The organism is Bacillus sp. UNC41MFS5 (assembly GCF_000686805.1).
Window position 1 is genome coordinate 617,446 of the sequence record NZ_KK366018.1, and the last position, 18,249, is coordinate 635,694.

At 38.1% G+C, this 18,249-nt stretch carries 16 protein-coding genes; 3 read left to right on the forward strand and 13 right to left on the reverse strand.

The annotated features are described in order from the left end of the window. Window positions 1–19: 19 nt before the first annotated feature. On the forward strand, window positions 20–223 hold the full coding sequence (locus BR30_RS38220; protein ID WP_035446154.1) for a hypothetical protein: 204 nt from the start codon (window positions 20–22) through the stop codon (window positions 221–223). 63 nt (window positions 224–286) lie between these two features. Here BR30_RS38220 and BR30_RS34645 read toward each other — a convergent pair whose 3' ends face one another. Both BR30_RS34645 and BR30_RS34650 read right to left on the reverse strand, forming a co-directional pair. Then, entirely contained in the window at window positions 287–1,888 is a 1,602-nt protein-coding gene (locus BR30_RS34645; RefSeq protein WP_035446155.1) for a glucose PTS transporter subunit IIA, read from the reverse strand. A 229-nt stretch (window positions 1,889–2,117) separates the two neighbouring features. Beyond that, entirely contained in the window at window positions 2,118–2,924 is an 807-nt protein-coding gene (locus tag BR30_RS34650) for an RQC domain-containing protein (protein ID WP_197032411.1), read from the reverse strand. A gap of 169 nt (window positions 2,925–3,093) precedes the next feature. Here BR30_RS34650 and BR30_RS0126605 point away from each other — a divergent pair, with 169 nt between their 5' ends. Next, window positions 3,094–3,723, forward strand: a complete 630-nt coding sequence (locus BR30_RS0126605) for a class I SAM-dependent methyltransferase (protein WP_026567681.1) — start codon at window positions 3,094–3,096, stop codon at window positions 3,721–3,723. 259 nt (window positions 3,724–3,982) lie between these two features. Here BR30_RS0126605 and BR30_RS0126610 read toward each other — a convergent pair whose 3' ends face one another. The 5 genes from BR30_RS0126610 to BR30_RS0126635 form a co-directional block, all read right to left on the reverse strand. After that, window positions 3,983–5,359: an amino acid permease gene (locus tag BR30_RS0126610; RefSeq protein ID WP_026567682.1), complete on the reverse strand. Its 1,377-nt coding sequence runs from the start codon at window positions 5,357–5,359 to the stop codon at window positions 3,983–3,985. Between the two features lie 382 nt (window positions 5,360–5,741). Continuing rightward, entirely contained in the window at window positions 5,742–7,028 is a 1,287-nt protein-coding gene (locus tag BR30_RS0126620; RefSeq protein ID WP_026567684.1) for a dihydrolipoamide acetyltransferase family protein, read from the reverse strand. Window positions 7,029–7,040: 12 nt separating this feature from the next. Next, the gene (locus BR30_RS0126625; protein WP_026567685.1) at window positions 7,041–8,063 is read right to left on the reverse strand and encodes an alpha-ketoacid dehydrogenase subunit beta; all 1,023 of its coding nucleotides are present in this window, start codon (window positions 8,061–8,063) and stop codon (window positions 7,041–7,043) included. Then, complete coding sequence (pdhA, locus tag BR30_RS0126630; protein ID WP_026567686.1) at window positions 8,063–9,130, reverse strand: pyruvate dehydrogenase (acetyl-transferring) E1 component subunit alpha; 1,068 nt, start codon at window positions 9,128–9,130, stop codon at window positions 8,063–8,065. The genes BR30_RS0126625 and pdhA overlap by 1 nt, the downstream gene beginning before the upstream one ends. A 25-nt stretch (window positions 9,131–9,155) precedes the next feature. Then, window positions 9,156–10,295, reverse strand: a complete 1,140-nt coding sequence (locus BR30_RS0126635; RefSeq protein ID WP_026567687.1) for a Leu/Phe/Val dehydrogenase — start codon at window positions 10,293–10,295, stop codon at window positions 9,156–9,158. A 478-nt stretch (window positions 10,296–10,773) separates the two neighbouring features. Between BR30_RS0126635 and BR30_RS0126640 the strand changes: the two genes are divergently transcribed. Next, entirely contained in the window at window positions 10,774–11,232 is a 459-nt protein-coding gene (locus tag BR30_RS0126640) for an Lrp/AsnC family transcriptional regulator (RefSeq protein WP_026567688.1), read from the forward strand. 133 nt (window positions 11,233–11,365) lie between these two features. Here the strand turns inward: BR30_RS0126640 and BR30_RS38565 are convergent, their stop codons facing one another. From BR30_RS38565 to BR30_RS0126675, 6 genes are all read right to left on the reverse strand, one after another. Beyond that, the gene (locus BR30_RS38565; RefSeq protein WP_269320651.1) at window positions 11,366–11,494 is read right to left on the reverse strand and encodes a hypothetical protein; all 129 of its coding nucleotides are present in this window, start codon (window positions 11,492–11,494) and stop codon (window positions 11,366–11,368) included. A gap of 321 nt (window positions 11,495–11,815) precedes the next feature. Continuing rightward, complete coding sequence (locus tag BR30_RS0126650) at window positions 11,816–12,946, reverse strand: Ger(x)C family spore germination protein (RefSeq protein WP_026567689.1); 1,131 nt, start codon at window positions 12,944–12,946, stop codon at window positions 11,816–11,818. Window positions 12,947–12,952: 6 nt separating this feature from the next. After that, entirely contained in the window at window positions 12,953–14,407 is a 1,455-nt protein-coding gene (locus tag BR30_RS34655) for a spore germination protein (protein WP_051633792.1), read from the reverse strand. After that, the gene (locus BR30_RS0126660) at window positions 14,404–15,471 is read right to left on the reverse strand and encodes an endospore germination permease (protein WP_026567690.1); all 1,068 of its coding nucleotides are present in this window, start codon (window positions 15,469–15,471) and stop codon (window positions 14,404–14,406) included. Before BR30_RS0126660 ends, BR30_RS34655 begins: the two co-directional genes overlap by 4 nt. Window positions 15,472–15,773: 302 nt before the next feature. Next, on the reverse strand, window positions 15,774–17,339 hold the full coding sequence (locus BR30_RS0126670) for an FMN-binding glutamate synthase family protein (RefSeq protein ID WP_026567691.1): 1,566 nt from the start codon (window positions 17,337–17,339) through the stop codon (window positions 15,774–15,776). A 271-nt stretch (window positions 17,340–17,610) separates the two neighbouring features. After that, window positions 17,611–18,249: amino acid permease (locus BR30_RS0126675; protein WP_026567692.1), on the reverse strand; the 639-nt coding region annotated here is incomplete at its 5' end.

Below are 18,249 nucleotides of genomic sequence, written 5' to 3' on the forward strand. Positions count from 1 at the left end.
TAGAGTTTTTACATTTGCCATGTTTTATACTTTTACTTCCCTGATTCATACCCATTTATTTATTGGATCCATTGTGATTGACACAATCTTAAACGATGGCGTATGGGTAGTCATCATTCTTCTCATGTTTGAACTATTGCTTTGTGTTAGTGATCTCAGAAAAGCTAATAAACAATTATCAAGACAAATTAGTAAAGAAAACGAAGTAAGCTCTCCATTTTAATTGGGGAGCTTTTTTCATTATGGATATTTATTTTGGGCTGCCAATTGAGTGACAGAACCCGGTTTATACAATAAGCCTGATTAATTCATCAGTCGCTTGAACGCTGCCAACTTTTGCTGGAACTACATCTAAATATTGATTGGTGTTGGTGATGACTACAGGAGTTTTTACATCATAGCCTGCAGCTTTTATGTTTTCAATGTCAAATTCAATCAGCAGGTCTCCCCGCTTCACGGTATCCCATTGTTTTACATGGGAAGTGAAATATTGACCTTTCAGATTAATCGTATTCACCCCTACAATAATTAAGATTTCAGCTCCATCTTCTGATGTAATTCCAATCGCATGCTCCGTTGGAAATAAAGTTGTCACAACTCCATCAACAGGTGAAACCACTTCACCCTTTGATGGTTCAATGGCAATACCTTTTCCTACCGTTTCTGTTGAAAATAGAGGATCTGAAATTTTACTTAATGGCACAACTTCCCCGCTTAATGGGCTTAAAACCGTTTCTCGCTGAACATTTGCAATTCCAAATTCTTTAATTGTTTTTGCGGCAAGTTCGTCGCTTTTACTTTCATATCCTAATACAAATGTAAGAACCAACGCCAAAACTAAAGCCGTTCCCGTACCAATTAAATATAAACTGACCGGTGTAAACACCGGAATAGACAAGAAACTTGGTAGAGCGAATCCAGTCCCTTTTACACCAAAGGCCCCATTAATCGCTCCGCCAATAGCCCCAGCTATGGCAACAATTACCATCGTTCGTTTGTAGCGAACTAATACACCGTAAGTGATGATTTCTGTTGTACCTGCTAACGCACCCGGAACAAGCCCTGATCCAACGAGCGTTTTCAAGTTCTTATCTCTCGTTTTGAAGAAAACCCCAAGACCCATCCCGATTTGAGCAAAAGGAGCTGCAGCTACCATAGGACTAAGTGGATCTAAGCCAGACTTTGCAAGATTAGCAAGGAATATGGGAATAACAGCCCAGTGGAGTCCTAATATCGTCAGAAATGACCAGGCAGCTCCCATCACCGCACCTGTTAGGATGCCGCTTCTTGCACTTAAAAATTGGATAAATACTGCCAATGCCTCGCCAACATAGGTACCAAATGGACCAAAAATAAGGACGGTCAAGGGAACAATCACCATTAATGAAAGAAGTGGATTGATAAACATTTGTAAGTCCTTATAAATCACTTTTTTCAAAAATTTATTTAATAAAGAATAAATGGAAACAGCAATTAAGATTGGAAAAACAGTTGAAGAATAATTCGCCAATATCACTGGAATCCCAAAAAAATCAACATTTTGGGCTTTTGATGCCACTAAATCCGTATAATGAGGTTCTAAAAGTGCGGCCCCGATTGCCCCACCGACATAACCATTGGCTCCGAGCTTTGTCGCTAGTGTAATCCCTAGAAAAACAGGGAAGAAGTAAAAAATGGCATGACCAGTTGCAGCAAGAATGGCATAGGCACCACTCTCATGTGATAACCATCCAACTGTTGTTAAAATCGATAATAAAGCTGAAATTAGTCCAGATCCAGCAAGCACCCCTAAAATAGGTGCAAAGCTTCCGCTAACTGTTCCTAATATTTTATTCATGACCGTTTCTTTTTTTTCTGTAGAAGCATCACTCGTATGAATCGGATTCATTTTTTGTTCTCCTTGCTATGAAAGTTTAATTTAACAATCTTATCCATCATTTATAGAACACATATTTTTCCTTATTCTCTTCAAAAGGCCCTTCCATATACGGAAAGAAAATCATCTTTAGTAAAGAACAACCAAAAAAATCCCCAATCCTTAATGGGAATGGGGTGAATAGCATATAATACGAGAAAACCAATCTCATAGAATGATTCAGGTTATTTATCAGATTCGCTTAGTCAATAACTCTTGCCACGTCATTACCACACTTTTGACATTTCCCTTCCAACACAATTCCACCAGAAAATTCTTTGACTGTATATTTTTCAATCTTAACAACATCACAACAAAAACTGCACCAAACATTTCTTTCTAATTGTCTCCGGAATTCTACAGGAATCGAAAGCCATTTTTTATTTGCAGAAAAGGAGACCACTTCTTGATTATCTTCTCTCTTCGGTTTTTCTTCTACTTTTTCCAATATATCAATAACTTCTTGAATTTTTGTCCTAAGTTTTTTAAATTCAATCGTTTGCCATGCATTCAAGATTGTAATTAATTCTTTATTGCCTGAATCTGCAATTTTATCTAATAATAGAAGTATCAAGCCGCGGTTCCGGTCTTTTAAGGTTTCAACAAATTCATATCTTCTATTTTCAGCAGCATCAATAAGCTTTTCCAATAATTCATTTGCATAGGTCTCTCGTTCAATATCCCAGCCTTTATCTGTGTAAACAAGCATTGGAAGTCTGCCAGCATACTCGATGGCTAAATAATGATGAAGAATCAGCCAGTCTATTTTTGCAAGAATCTCTTTTTGAGAATTACCTTTCAATGCCCCGTATACAGGGCTGTAGTCCAATTCTAGTTCTAATAACTTTTTATCATTTGATCCCGCAAGAATTTTGGCAAGCATAGCCCGGCCGCCACTCATGATTAAATCATCTGCCCCACGCAGAATGGTTTTAATTTCATTGTCTGGCACAGACTTAATTCCGATTGGATTAAGCTCATACCTCACTTTTTTTCCTTTTTTCACCATATTTATCCCTCATTTTAAAAAAACTCAACTAATTTCTATTATAGTACTTTTTTGATATTTTATCGAAAATGTAATAAAAAATATGATTAGAATTGCTTTGTGTATCCATGGCTATTATAATCTTTCAACAGGAACGATTATTTAAGCTATTTGTAAAGGAGATTGGGGTATGACAGAATTTTGGGAATCAAGTTTTATAGAAAATCAAATGATGTGGGGATTTGAACCTTCAGACTCCGCAATCTTGACAAAAGACTTTTTCCTTGAAAAGAAAGTTAAGGATATATTGATTCCTGGTATTGGATATGGTAGAAATGCAAAGGTTTTTATTGACAATGGAATAAATGTAACAGGTATTGAGATTTCAAAAACAGCGATTGAATTGGCAAGGCAAAATGAGCTTAATATTCCTATTTTTCATGGTTCAGTAACCGATATGCCTTTTGATAATAAACTTTATGATGGTATATTTTGTTATGCCCTTATTCACTTATTGAATGATCGTGAGCGAGAGAAGTTAATTAAAGATTGCTATCATCAGTTAAAGCCAAACGGATATATGATTTTTACTACTATTTCAAAAGAAGCCCCAATGTTTGGAAAGGGCAAACAACTGGGTAAAGACTATTTCGAGATAATGGAAGGGGTAAAAATGTTTTTTTATGATGCTGACTCGATAAAACAAGAATTCGGGAATTATGGACTGATAGAATTTTCGGAAATTGTTGAGCCACATAAGAATATGGAAAATAAACCTCCATTTAAATTTTTAATGGTAACATGTCAAAAGGTACTATAATTTCAATTGCATTAAAATCATCAAACTTTTTTAAACAAATTTAAGATTTGTCTGCATACTAAAAAGCACTTACTCTGTAAAGTAATTTTCCTACTTTCACTGGTAAGTGCTTTATTTAATTCAAGGCTAAAAACCTTTATAAAAACGACGCATTCCTCTTAAAATGTTTAAGTATTTATAAATGTAAAAAATGATATGAGCCATTATGGCCCATATCATGTTTTTAATTGTTTACCTATTCTCTTAAATATGGATATAACTATACTACTTTATTCTGTTTTACTATCTTGGTATCTTTTTCATCCACATTTTTAAACTTAAAGATGGAAATCAAAAATAGCACCGCTAAAACAACGAGACAAGTAATAATACTCACTCGATTCTGTTCATCTAACAAAAATATTACTGATATGATGCTTAACGTAACGACTGTAAACGCAGTTACATATGGGAATCCCCACAATTTAAAGCTTGGTTCTTTAGGATAGGAATTGCGAAGTTTTAAATGTGCTAGACAAATACCAATCCAGACCAACGATACGACAAAACCCGGAACCGCCATTAATAAAGTAAATACCTTTTCCTGCGCAACAAAGGCAATCATGGAGCCGCCCACTAATATAATTGCTGTTAATATTAAACTGTATAATGGAACACCCTTTTTTGATACAAAAGAGAAAGACTTTGGAGCTTCCCCTTCAACCGCTAGGGAATGAAGCATCCGTGTACAACCGTATATACCGGAGTTGGCTGCAGATAAGACAGCTGTAATTAAAATAAAGTTCATAATGTGAGCTGCCCCCTTCAGGCCGGCCATGGATAACACCTGAACAAACGGACTCGCATGACTGATGCCAATTTCATTCCAAGGAATTAAACCGCAAATGACCAGAATTGGCATCGTGTAAAACAAAATAATTCTCCAAACAAAACTTTTAATCACCTTAGGTAAAATCCGTTCTGCATCTTTTACTTCTGTTACTGTTAATCCTATTAATTCAGAACCTCCATAAGAAAACATAACAATTAACAGAGCTGAAAAGATTGACATCCACCCATTCGGGAAAAAACCGCCTTGCTCTGTAAAATTGTGAAGATAGTTGGATTGATTGCTCGGGATGACTCCAAATAGAATACCTGCTCCTAATATGATAAATACGATAATCATGGTGATTTTAATGCCTGCAAACCAAAATTCAAATTCCCCATAATTTTTAACATTCATCATGTTAATTCCAATAACTAAAGCGGCACAGCCTAAACTTAATTCCCAAAGAGGAATGGATGGAAACCAGTATTGCAAGAAGCTGCCTGCCACGACAATCTCGATGACACATACAGCCAGCCACATGAAACAATACATCCAGCCTATAACAAAGGAAGCGCGCTTACCAAATGCTTTCTGAACAAAGCCTTTCATATTTGTGTTCGGATAGACGATGGCCATTTCTGCTATAGCTCCCATAACAACAAGAAGCAATAGTCCTGCGAACATGTATGTAAAGATAACACCTGGTCCTGCTATTGATACGGTTTCTGCACTACCTTTAAAAATCCCTGTCCCTATCGCTCCTCCCATTGCCATCATACTTATATGCCGCGGCAACAACTTCTTTTGCAATGATGCATCTTTCATTAATTAGTCCTCCTAAACTCTTTTAATTAATATACCAGAACGACAAGATCAAAATGAACTATCAACGGGTTTCCTGGATGGTAACGAACTTGTCCAACCGGAAAAAACCTTTTATGCAAACGCTTACACGTTTTGCTGTTGTTCTTTTTTGGAAATTTCTTTCTACCACCCAAGCCTCTGGTGAGGTCCGATTTATTTTCGGGAGATCTGTTACCACAACTTATCTGCTTTTTGAGATAGGAAGACTTCAACCAATCTATTGGCAATGATAATACTTTACCAAAATGATTTGGAGTAGTCTTCCTAATTTGGTGTCCTATTGTCCCTGAGCTTTACGGGACTTACTAGTTATATTCTTGGAGTTTAGTGGATTTATTGGTTACTATGCAAGTTCTATTGGCCACAACTTAGGGTTTTCAATTAATTGTTTAAAACGGTTCGTAAAGGCTACTGCTGTAGCACCGTCTGCAACGCGGTGGTCAAACGCCATCGACATGGTCATGATCGAGCGAATCGCAATCTCATCGTTTTCCATAACAACAGGCATTTTTTTCGTCTTATGGAAGGCTATTAACCCTGTTTCCGGATGATTAATAATCGGAGTAGCGCCGATACTTCCTAATGGACCGACATTACTGATGGTAAATGTTCCTCCTTTTAATTCAGCCGACGTCAGCTTATCCTCTTGCGCTTTTTTCGTTAACTCTTTCAACTTGTCATGAATTTGACGAACAGATAATTGGTCAGCATGATGAATGATAGGTACAATTAAACCGTTTTCTGTATCCGTGGCAATTCCAATGTTATATTCCTTTTCTAAACGGATTACTTCGTTTTCTTCATCAAGCTTGGCATTGAATACAGGGAATTGTTTTAATGCCACTGCGATCGCTTTGATAAAGAAAGCAACAGCCGAAACATTGATATTCATTTCTTTTAAATCGTTTCGATAGGCGAGCAGCTCAGTTAGATCTGCTTCTTCAAAATGTGTCACATGAGGAATCGTATAAAGTGATTGGGTCATTTTCTTTGCAATTTGCTTCCGACGGCCTCTAAACGGAATTACTTCTGCATTAGTTTCATTTATGTTCGGAACTTCCTGCTTTTGAATCTCTTGTTTAGGTTCTGTTTTTGCTTCAGTCACTTCGGCGGAAGACGCTTTCATTTCCTTAGAAGATTGGATTTCATCACGTTTTTTAACAAAGTTGTATATATCTTCCACAGTGATGCGCCCAAATGTTCCAGTACCTGTAATTTCGTTAATATCTACACGAAACTCCCGTGCAATTTTTCTTGTGTAAGGCGCCGCAATGATGAATTTTTTTTCTCCTTTTTGCTCGATCACATCTGTTTGCTGCAGTTGTGATTGTAACGCCTCTGCCTTTTTAGAAGCTACTTCTGCTTGTTTCTTTTCTGTTTCTACCGCTTTTGCTCCTTCTGTTTCCAGTACCAGAAGAGTAGTACCAACGGAGACCGTATTACCATGATCCACAACAATTTCCTTTATTTTCCCTGAAGCTGGGGAAGGAAGCTCAGCCACCATTTTATCTGTTTGTACCTCTACAAGAGGCTGGTCCAACTTGACCATATCCCCCACTTTGACGAAATAGTGAATAATTTCTGCCTCTGTCATCCCTTCGCCAATATCATGAAGTTTTACTTCAACCAATGTTTTCCCCTCCTAAAAATGCATAACTTTTTCGATTGCGTTGAATACCCGCTTTGGTGTAGGTAAATAATGTTCTTCCAGCGCAAATAATGGTACCGGTACATCAAAACCTGTCACGCGCTCAATCGGAGATTTTATATACAAAAATGATGTATCATTTATAATGGAAACAATATCATTACCTACTCCGCCTGTTGCATGGGCTTCATGAACAATAACCGCACGTCCAGTTTTTTGAACAGATTCTGCAATAATGTCCTTATCAAGTGGATAAAGGGTCCGCAAATCAATTACATCACAAGTAATGCCGTACTTTTCGGCCTGTTCCGCTGCTTTCATGGCTACCGGTACCATCGCACCCCATGCAAAAACAGAAACGTCATCTCCTGCTTTGAGCATTTTCCCTTTTCCGATTTCAACTATATACTTTCCTTCCGGAACCTCTTCACGGTTAGCACGGTAGATTCTCATAGACTCTAAAAATATGACGGGATCCGGATCTTCGATAGCTGCGATGATTAGACCCTTTGCATCGTATGCAGATGAAGGGCAAACAACTTTTATTCCGGGCATATGAGTAAACAATGCTTCCACACTGTCTGAATGAACTTCCGGAGCACGGATGCCTGCACCGTATGGAGCACGGATGACCATTGGAACTGTATAGCTTCCCATCGTACGCATACGAATCCGTGATACATGTGTCATGATCTGCTCATACGCCGGATAAATAAAACCAAGAAACTGCATCTCTGCTACGGGTTTAAATCCATTGACAGCCATTCCGATAGAGGTTCCGATAATCCCTGCTTCGCTCAGTGGCGTATCAATAACACGATCTTCCCCAAATTCTTCTTGCAAACCCTCAGTAGCACGGAATACGCCACCGTTTTTACCGATATCTTCACCAAGCAGAAGGACTCTCTCATCCTCTTTTAAAATCGTGCGCAACCCATCTGTTACGGCTTGAACGAGTGTTAGCTCGTTAGTTTTTGTAGTTTGGCCATCTGCCGGTCTGTCTACACTAAAAATCATTAAGCTTCCCTCCCGATCAATTGAAAATATTCCTCTTTTTGTTTCGCAATCGTCCAAGTCGGCTTTTCAAATACATTATCGAATAAATCATTAATATTTGGTTTTGGATAGCTTTCCATATCTTTTACTGCTTGTTCTACTTCGGTTGCGGTTTCTTCTTTGACCTTCATCACCCATTCTTCATCCCAGAAGTTGTTTGCTTTCATAAAACGTTCTACACGAAGAAGAGGATCTCGATTTTCTCGAATTGTGTCACTTTGTGACTGATCGCGATATTTAGTCGGGTCATCTGCCGTTGTATGAGCACCATATCTCCATGTCATTGCTTCAATTAAAGTTGGGCCTTCACCTTGACGGGCACGGTCTAGCCCTTCCATCATTTGGAAATACACAGCAAAAATATCGTTTCCATCGACACGGACACCCGGCATATCATAAGCGAGTGCTTTTTGGGCAATCGTTTTTGAATTCATTTGTTTTTTAATCGGCACTGAAATCGCAAAGCCGTTATTTTGATTAAAGAAGATAACTGGAGCTTTAAACACACTGGCAAAATTCAATCCTTCATGGAAATCGCCCTCTGAAGTGGCACCGTCTCCAAAATAGGCAATCGCTGCATTTTTCGTACCTTTTCTTTTTTCCGCCATAGCAGCCCCTGCTGCATGCGGGATTTGTGTTGCAATGGGAACGGCTGGAGGGAAAATCTTTTTCCCTTCTTCAGGCACGCATCCCTCCACACGCCCATTCCAATATAAATATGTACGGGCCATGCCGGCTCCAAACGTTAACGTGGCACCATGGTCACGATAGGTAGGGAATACCCAGTCATCTTTTTCAAGCGCCAGTGCACTTCCAACTTGAGAAGCTTCCTGACCCTCAAACGGAGCATACGTTCCAAGTCTTCCTTGACGTTGTAAACTAATGGCTTTTCGATCAAAGGTACGAATGCGAACCATATTATAGTAGAATTTTTTAACAAGATCTTCGGTTATTTTATCTTTGTAATCTTCATTTATTAATTGGCCGATTTCATCAACAATTTGAAATATTGGAAATTCCGTTAACATGTCATCACCTCATAAACTGAAATTATTATTTACGAATATCCCATTTAGGACGTTTGGTATGAGTGAAAAAGCTATTATGCTTTTTTCGGTCTTCTATTCGTTTTTCACATAGTCGGTTTGCCGCTTGAATGGTCGTGATATCATCCAACCCTGCCTGTCTGTACACTTCCAATAACGATGTGTAAATGGATCTTGTTTTCGATAATACACGCTCTTTATTGTAGCCATATTGTTCATCTGCTACTTGAATTAGACCGCCAGCATTTACAATGTAATCTGGAGCATATAAAATTCCTTTTTGTTTCAGTACTTCTCCGTGTTTCTCAGTAAGAAGCTGATTGTTTGCCGAGCCAGCTACTGCTTTTACTTTTAACAGTTCGATCGTTTCATCGTTAATAATTCCACCAAAAGCACAAGGAACAAATACATCTGCTTCTGCAGAATACACATCATTTCCACTTACTACACGAGCAATGCTTCCTAATTGTTTTGCACGGTCTTGAATGGCTTTTATGGCTTCTTCATTAATATCACTTACGTATAAATCAGCGCCGGATTCAAGCAATTGTTCGGCTACTTTGAACCCTACTTTTCCAAGACCTTGGATAGTGTAGGTCTTTCCGGAAAGATCATCTGTGCCAAAAACGACTTTATTCGTTGCTTTTATACCGTAAATGACTCCAAGCGCAGTCGGAATGGATGAATCACCGCCGCCTCCGTATGCTTCAGGAATTCCTACGATGCAATTTGTCTCTTTTGAGGCATGAATAAAGTCATCCATTGAAGTACCCATATCTGTTCCTGTGTAAAAACGTCCGTTTAAAGAATCAACAAACTGGCCGAAAGCTCTAAACATAGCTGGTGTTTTATCCGTTGCAGGATCACCGAAGATTACCGCTTTTCCTCCACCGAAATCGACATCCGCAGCAGCGCATTTATATGTCATCCCTTTAGATAAACGCAGTACATCTTCCAAGGCCTCATCCATTGTACGATACGGGCGCATACGGCAGCCCCCCAATGCAGGTCCGAGTGTTGTATTATGGATGGCGATAATCGCTTTCAACCCTGTTGTCGGGTCATTGCAAAAAACAATTTGCTCATGCTCATGCATTTTTTCAATAACTGATTCAGTTTTTTGTACAGAATGTTCTAACACGTTCATTTGAATTACCTCCATTAGCACTGTGATTATAGTAGAAAAACATTTTAAAAAAAGAGAAAAAACAACGTCTTTTCCTGTGTTAATGATGAAGAACTTTCATTTTCGACGACTTGCTTGACTCTTTCTTCTCGAATGACCATCTCTAGCTACCTATCTTTTCCACTTTGGTAGCGATTACATTTAATTAAATAGAAGCTTGGCAGTAGATATCGTTTACAACAAACCCTTCTACTGTTGATGCAGACAAATTAATCAGCACCTTCCATAAACAATGGTCGAGTTCATTGAAATTACCCTGATTTGAGATAATACATAATCTTTTTATTTGTTTAAAAATTAGAAAGATTATACTTCTATTTAATAATAAGCTATAATGTAATTGAAAAACATATCAAAATGCATAGATTTTGGTGATAAGCATTATATTTTGCATAAGTTTTTCAATATTTAACTTCATTTTTAAAAGGGGAATAATTTTATGGACCAATTAGATATTCGTCTGCTTGAACTTCTTCAAATGGACGGACGGATGACTTTAAGTGAATTATCGAAGAAATTATCCCTTAGTCGTCCAAGCATTACTGAGCGTTTAAAAAGACTTCAAGATAGGGAAATTATTGAAGGATTCAGTGCCCGGGTATCTCTCGAAGCCATTGGACGTGATGTAATCGTTTATATTCAGGTAAGTGAACTCAAGTTATTATCTTATACAGAATTTGAGAAGCGGATTATCGATGACCCTGACATCATTGAATGTCATCGGTTAACCGGCTCAGTTAGCTATTTACTTAAGGCTGCCGTTACAGGGATGGATCATCTGAGCAGGCTTATTGACCGGCTAACTCCTTACGGAAATGTAAATACATCAATCGTTTTATCATCACCCGTCTCATTTCGCTGCATCACTCCACATGACGTTAATGAAGAAAAAAAGTAAACCTGGTGCAATAGGTATGATAAATGGAAAAAGAAAGCAGCTTTTTATAACTGCTTTCTTTTTAACTCATCAAATGTCTTTCCATTTTTATCTTTCCACCTCAATGTTTATTTTACGAATCATGCTAAATAGTTCAGACATGAAGAAGGTGGGCTGCCATTTTTTCATAGATAAGAAAATCATTCGTTTGGATCAGTGATGTGTAAGAAGCCTTTTGTACTTTCTGCGTGTATAGTTTCTGTTCTTTAAATTGTACTCCCATACATGCTCCCCCTTTTATAACAAATGTAAATAAATAACTATAAACGTTTGTTATATAATTAAATTCCCCGAATCGAAAACTTTCTCCAAAAACCCTTAAAAATAAATATTAAATGGCAATTTTTCTATCTATCACTCTCCTGTAGATTTAAAAACACAAACACAACGTTTATTTAACAAACAAATTATAAACGACGATTTAAAATCTGTTATAGTATCACTTAATAAAAATACCATAGAGATGGCTTTTCAATAAACAAGAAGCTAAATGCTGTTTATCAAACTACATTGAGAGAACCATTAAATCATAAAAGACACAGCCCTATGCCGCGTCTTTTTTAGCATTTCCATATTTGAAATTCCCCGGTTCCAATCTGATCTTGACCTGTATTTGTTTTACCGAATGCTCGTTAAATCTTCTTATTGTGTCGGTATTCCAATGGTTCAAATAATATTTATACGATTTCTCACTTATGTTTAAAACATCGGTATTCAGTTGGTCACCTTTCTTTAAAGTCGATAAAATTTCGTTTTTTATTATTTTATTTATCTCGTTTTCCAATTCTTTTAGTTGTTTATTTTTGCTATTTTGGATCAGTAGTCCCTTCCCTTTTACCACGATCTTATATGAAGGGGTCTTTCCTTTTGAAACCAAGATTTTTGTTTTAAGGTTTCTTACTCGTACTGATAGGTTTTCGGTCCCAGGCCGGATAAAGATGTCTTGGTTTACTCCTGAGAACCAACGTAATCCGCTAAACTCCTTTTTGCTCAACCAACCTTTAAACTGCTGCCTGGAAAACACATATTCTCCATTGATCTGGGCGATTGATTTTTTCTTTTCTTCCGTAAAATGGGTGTTGTCGATGTTTAACGACGGGATTAAAGTCGTACCAACCGGTCGGGAATAACGGGAAGTAAATTGATGGTATTTAATGATCGGGAGTGAATAATTATAATGGATGAGCTCTTCTGGTCTATGGATGACCGTATACAATTGTGGATAATTAAAAAAGCTTTGAGTTTCCATTAACGATTTTAGATTCTCTCCTGTGCCAAAAACGAAGATGTTGTACCTCAGTAATGGCGATCGACTAATAAGATCCATCACAACCTCCATTTTTTCTTTCAAGAGATTTTCGCTAAGTATGATGGTTTTAACATGTCCATAATTTAATGGCAAAGCGGTCAGTTGTTCCAATACCCCAACTGCTGCCGCGAGACTCTCTCCTTTCGCCTCCCCGATTAAAACGGGCTGTTGTTCTAAGGAACCTCCTTCTTGTTTAGCGATATTCCCAAAATTTAGACCCTGAATATATAGTTTAAATGCTCCCTCTTTATAGTCCATTCCCAAAGCGGTAACATAAGCCTCGCCTTCGATTTCTTTTGCCCCAAAACAACCTGTCAAAAGAAACATAAGGCTTGTTACGATGATGAAAGAAATCAGGTTCCTCATTGAATGCTACTCCTTTCGTCCGGTTGTGTCCTTTGGTTGATAAACAAGATTGCGTTTTTTTATCAGCTTAGGGGGTAATTTGATTATCATTTGTAGGATGTTAGCCATATTTGGAAATACAAATATGGGTACATAGGGCTGCCCGAAACTTTCTAGCGAAATAGCAAGGGTTATGATGATGAAAAAGGAAAGAAAGAATCCATACATCCCAAACAGAGATGACAGGATAAGAACGAAATATCGAAGAATGAGCACATTTCCCGCTAAGTTTTGGTTGACCAATGTATACCCTGAAATTACGGTAATCGAGATCACCACCAGCATGGACGGAGACGTTAACCCGGCTCGGATTGCCGCATCTCCGATGATCAACCCGCCTAAAACGGCGACGGTTTGTCCCACAGCTTTTGGAAGCCTGAGCCCTGCTTCCTTAAATAGTTCAAATAAGGTTAGCATGATAAACGCTTCCATAGAGCCTGATAAAGGAAGTCCTGATCTTGACACGGCGATGGTGGCAAGCAGGTTAAAAGGAATCTGTTCGGTTTGATGTGTGATTAAGGCAATGTAAAAACCCGGCAAAAGTACGGTCGTGACTATAGCTAATAACCTTAGTAAACGAACGAAACTAGTGTAAAAAAAACTGGTGTGCACATCTTCAGGCGAATACGATAATTGAATTAAAGCTGTTGGGCCAATCAAACAACTAGGGCTTCCATCCACCAAAATGGCAAATCTCCCTTGATTCAAAGAGTCCACAATTAAATCGGGTCTGCCGGCGTAATCCATTAACGGAAAAATGGAAAAGGGGTGGTCATAGAGCATTTCTTCCAATTTATTGCTGCTGCTTAAAATATCGATGGTAAAAGATTTTAATCGATTTTGCACGTCATCCAAAATAGAGGGATTGATGATATCCTCTATATAAAGTAGTAAGATTTTCGTTTTGCTTCTTTCTCCAATCGTATAATCCACGCTTTTTAAGGTGGATGTTTTCAATCGTTGACGGATCAGCGCCATATTATCAGAGATATTTTCCACAAAGCCGTCTCTTGGCCCCCGAACAGAAGATTCCAAATTGGTCTCTTCCGGGCTTCTCTTTGGTGCATTGGAGACGGGAATAAAAAATACATCGTTTGTTTCCTCATTCAAAATGACTAATTCTCCAGAAAAAAGCCTTTGTTCTATTTCACACTTGACATGAGCATCATTAGAAAGCTTGGTTACCCCCAGTAGAAAGCTTAAGTGTTCAATCCTCAGCGTTCGCTCTTGTTCCATCGCTTCATTGATGTTAGGGAGAATGGTTTCATTGATCACCTTTGTGTCCACTAAATTGGGGCAATACAAAAAGGTGAGAGAATGGGTGAAAATACTGCTTTGATAGGATTTGGTTTGCACAACAATATCGGAAGAATCTTTGAACCACTCTTTCAATTTGAGTATCGTCAGTTTATTGCTTTTCACGGAGAATCCCCCTTGATTCGGCTAAGAATGAACAACAGCACAAATATAAAAAGCAGAAAGACCAGACTTGCAGGAAAATAAACGGAATATAAAATCGAAAAAAAGGAACCGAAATCCCATGGAATTAACACACTGATGATGAGCAGCGTATAAAGAAAGGGAAGAATCCAGCTCTTTTTTTGGTCCCAATTCAATAGTTGGTTTACGAGAAACATACTTAAACTGATCCGTATGAATGATCCAGAGCGCCATTGAAAAATCGACAAAAAATCTAGGCGTTCGATATTGATGCCAAGTGTTAGCAATTTCCATTGTTCATATGCAGGAACCTTCAACTTTACTGCCTCCTCCGCACCGTATATAGCGATCCCTCCCATCAAGGGACCTAACGATAGGAAGAAGATGCCAATGCTAACAAGCATCAGCGGCTTGATTTTGATCCGGTCTTTTATAAAGGGTGTGATAAAAAGAAAATAAATAATTTCAAATGAACTGGAGCATGCATACATGATTCCGAAAAAGAAATCTTTATATCCACGCTCAAAAACGGGGAACAGCATGCCGTAATCCTTATATTTTATATTTCCAATTCCCACTAAAAACCCTAACATCACAACCAAGGGCAAAAAGAAAATCGCCAAGGAGCCAATGGTTCTAATTCCTTTCAGTGACGCATAATAGCAAAGAGATGCAAATGAAACTGCGGCGATGAAATCAGGAATGTTAGCCGTGTAATTTAATTTTGCCCAATAGCCTGTATACTTGAACGTGATAAAGGCTGTAAGAAAAAAATAAACACCCAACAAAATACGAATCGAATAGGAAATGAAGGGATGCAATGAAAATAACAAAGATAACATATTTTTTTGCTCAAACTTTTTATTTAGATAATAAATCATGACCGTCCAAAGGATTAGAGGAGCAACGCTGCCGATTACAGAGAGCCATGAGTCCCGTTTAGATGCGGTTAAAATCGCAGGAAGCAGCAATACATGGACCATAAATCCTGTAGACATGATGAGCAGAAAATAAATATGTGTAGAATGAATCACCTTTTGGAACAACCCAATCCCCCTCTTCTATTGCAACGGTAAAGGCTCTGTTCTATCAATGGTTTTCAATTTTCATTAGGTTACCCTTTTTGGAAAATATTAATAAATTTTGTTTGATGCTGCTGCTACCTTGTCCATATTTACGTAATACTTTTTGCATAAAAATAGCCCCCTATAAATTAATATAGGTGACTAAGAGTAAATGTCCTGCACAGTCTGGTAAAACAGTCTTCAACAAGTATATTTCAAAAAACACGAAATAAACTGTGGATTAGTTATTTTATTAAAAACGTTGAAAATTCAGTATATTCAGTCTAAGAATCAGTAATTGGAAACAGTTCTGATAACCTTTTTATTTTTCCATCGACATCTTTAAATACAATGTGCTCACGAGTGAATTTACGGGGGCTATCAATGCCACAAGCCGCAGCTAAGGCAAACAAACCTTGACGTACATTAATAATGTAGTTCATGACTCGCCATTTCTTTTCCTCTGGTACAAGTGCTTCTTGATATTTTGGATCGGTGGTCGTTACGCCTGTAGGGCATTTACCAGTATGGCATTGAAGAGCCATAATACAGCCGTTAGCAATCATAAATCCTCGCGCAGAGTTAACGGCATCTGCACCAATCGCAAGGGCAATAGCAATTTTATCGGCTGAAATTAACTTTCCTGAAGCAAATATTTTCAACTTATTTCGTATACCAAACTGATAGGCCTTATCAACAACCGCAATTAAAGCAGGATATAGAGGAAGTCCCATGGTATCTGCCATTGATTTGAAAGTGGCGCCTGTTCCACCTTCACCGCCATCAACCGTAATAAAATCCGGATAAATCCTTAGATTAATCATAGCCTCGAAAAAATCATCCAAGGTGGATGGATATCCAACGACAATTTTAATTCCGACAGGTTTTCCACCCAAATCTTGCAGCATTTTGATAAACTGCAATGTTTCGATTGCATTATGCAAAAATGGAAAGCGATTTGGTGAATTAATGGTCTTCCCCACTGGAACCTTACGAATGTTTGCTACCTTTATTGTTACCTTCGACCCCTCCAGATGTCCACCACGGATTTTTGCTCCTTGGCCGAATTTAAGCTCAAATGCTTTTATATTCGGTTCCTGGGCTTTACACTTAAATTCATCAATTGAAAAATTACCCTCATCATCGCGAAAACCAAATAAACCAGGGCCAAGTTGTGCGACCACATCTACACCACTTTCTATATGCTCTGGTGCAACACCGCCCTCCCCCGTATTAATCCATGAACCGCCTGCCATACGGCTGCCATGACCGGTTGAAAGGATATAGTTTTCGCCGACGGCTCCATAAGATGTTGCCGAAACACCAAATGGACCGCGAAGTCTCCATGGAAATTTTCGATCACCACCAACGATTATGGTCTCTTCCTCATGATAAAGCCAACGTGTTGTTTGATCCTTTTCAAGCTGTTCGTGACGAGTAAACAATCCTTCATGATCAATTTTATATTTCATTGAGTGGACCTTTTCTTGATTGTCAACCCTTAATTCTTCATTTAATAAGGGAAACAAACCATTCGCAATATAATACCCCGGCTTATCAAAGTCACGTTTGGAACCAAAGCTTAAAAGGTCACTTCGATATTTGGCAGAAAAAACGATCCCTAAAAAATCTGTTCGTGAAAATGGTTTGCCGCTATTGTCATCATCAAACCAATATTGCCTGAATTCCGGGCCAATCTTTTCTAATAAGTAGCGCATCCATCCCAAATAAGGATGTGCTCTGATAATCGAATGCTGTGGTTTCTTTGCTAAAATATGTAACCACAAGAGTAAGGCAATCGGTCCTATAATAAACACAATCAGTAGAAAGATAAAAATAGTCCATACCATCAAACTATCCCTCCTTTTCAAACAAATATTGAGACAAGATTTGCAGGTTTGATACTAGGCGGTTATTTTTTTCACTACTATTACTTTATTTATAACTTTCCTTCATGTTGCCTAATTTTTATCTGAGAATGTAATATCCCTATCTAGAGATAATTAGCAAACTAATTTATCCCTGTTTAAACAACATAGGATAATACCAAGAGGTTGGCTTTAAATAGCAATAACGCCTTGAAGTCTCAAGGCGTTATTGCTAAAGATGAATAATATATACTTAATCTCTGCTGAAATCGGCCTTTTTTAATGGCACGATTTTTGTTTTGTTAATACTTTTATAGCCTAAATAACCTATTAGGAATAGAGGTAGTCCAATATAAGAAACCAATACACCATACCAGTCAACCTTTGAGCCAATAAATGCCCCGTAATTTGTTCCAAGCATGGCGATTAAACATAATACTGTCGCTAAAATTGGACCTAATGGGAACCACTTTGCTTTATAGGGCAGGTCTTTGAAATCTCTTCCTTGTGCAACATAAGCTTTACGGAATCGATAATGTGTAACCGAAATACTTAACCAAGAGATATAACCAGCTAAGCCAGCAGCGTTTAATAACCAAGAATATACAGTTCCATCACCAAAAAGGGAGGTAAGAAAGCACAGCATCCCAACAAGGGTTGATATGTATAATGCGTTTATCGGAACGCCACCTTTATTTACTTTTTTCAAGAATGACGGAGCTTTTCCTTCTTCCGCCAATACCCAAAGGACGCGCGAAGCGGCGTATAAAGTGGAATTTCCTGCTGACAGAACGGAAGTAAGGATTACTGCATTCATGGCAGCAGCCGCAAAGGCAAGACCTGCATTTTCAAATACTAAAGTAAACGGACTCACTGCAATATTCTGTAAATC

What these genes read in the sequence shown, in the direction of transcription:
- BR30_RS38220 (WP_035446154.1), top strand. Translation starts at nt 20, where the DNA reads ATGTTTTATACTTTTACTTCCCTGATTCATACCCATTTATTTATTGGA.
- BR30_RS34645 (WP_035446155.1), bottom strand. Translation starts at nt 1,888, where the DNA reads ATGAATCCGATTCATACGAGTGATGCTTCTACAGAAAAAAAAGAAACG.
- BR30_RS34650 (WP_197032411.1), bottom strand. Translation starts at nt 2,924, where the DNA reads ATGGTGAAAAAAGGAAAAAAAGTGAGGTATGAGCTTAATCCAATCGGA.
- BR30_RS0126605 (WP_026567681.1), top strand. Translation starts at nt 3,094, where the DNA reads ATGACAGAATTTTGGGAATCAAGTTTTATAGAAAATCAAATGATGTGG.
- BR30_RS0126610 (WP_026567682.1), bottom strand. Translation starts at nt 5,359, where the DNA reads ATGAAAGATGCATCATTGCAAAAGAAGTTGTTGCCGCGGCATATAAGT.
- BR30_RS0126625 (WP_026567685.1), bottom strand. Translation starts at nt 8,063, where the DNA reads ATGATTTTTAGTGTAGACAGACCGGCAGATGGCCAAACTACAAAAACT.
- pdhA (WP_026567686.1), bottom strand. Translation starts at nt 9,130, where the DNA reads ATGTTAACGGAATTTCCAATATTTCAAATTGTTGATGAAATCGGCCAA.
- BR30_RS0126635 (WP_026567687.1), bottom strand. Translation starts at nt 10,295, where the DNA reads ATGAACGTGTTAGAACATTCTGTACAAAAAACTGAATCAGTTATTGAA.
- BR30_RS0126640 (WP_026567688.1), top strand. Translation starts at nt 10,774, where the DNA reads ATGGACCAATTAGATATTCGTCTGCTTGAACTTCTTCAAATGGACGGA.
- BR30_RS38565 (WP_269320651.1), bottom strand. Translation starts at nt 11,494, where the DNA reads ATGGGAGTACAATTTAAAGAACAGAAACTATACACGCAGAAAGTACAA.
- BR30_RS0126650 (WP_026567689.1), bottom strand. Translation starts at nt 12,946, where the DNA reads ATGAGGAACCTGATTTCTTTCATCATCGTAACAAGCCTTATGTTTCTT.
- BR30_RS0126670 (WP_026567691.1), bottom strand. Translation starts at nt 17,339, where the DNA reads ATGGTATGGACTATTTTTATCTTTCTACTGATTGTGTTTATTATAGGA.